Below are 423 nucleotides of genomic sequence, written 5' to 3'. Positions count from 1 at the left end.
AACATTTAAACGATCCAGATAATTGTTAATCGGAGGCACCTCAATCTCCAGTTTCACATTGGCCGCTTTTTCAATAGCTTCAATAACCGGATTGTTATCAACCTGGAACTGCGCGTCTACACTGGTTACGATACGAATCGTGGCTGGAGCCTCACCATTTCCATCTGTCTCTGTCTCTTTTTTTCCGCATGCAGCAGTGGATACCGCCAAAACCGCCGCCATGGATAAACACACCACTCTCTTCATACTCTTCGTTCCATTCATGTTTCTATCACCCATCATCTTCTTCTCCTTCTCAATTTTTATTCTTTTACTGCCCCCATCGTGAGCCCTGATACAAAGTAGCGCTGCAAAAACGGATACATACAGATAATCGGTACTATACTTAACATCACGGTCGCCATCTGCAGGCTGAACGGGAAT

At 44.7% G+C, this 423-nt stretch carries 1 protein-coding gene; it reads right to left on the bottom strand.

Going from position 1 to position 423, the window contains the following annotated elements; genetic code table 11:
* On the bottom strand, positions 1 to 282 hold a 282-nt coding region (locus tag NE664_14480), incomplete at its 3' end, for a hypothetical protein (protein ID MCQ4727841.1).
* Positions 283 to 423: the final 141 nt, after the last annotated feature.

Source organism: Anaerotignum faecicola (genome assembly GCA_024460105.1).
Taxonomy (GTDB): domain Bacteria; phylum Bacillota; class Clostridia; order Lachnospirales; family Anaerotignaceae; genus JANFXS01.
This window is presented reverse-complemented; position numbering and strand designations above follow the sequence as displayed.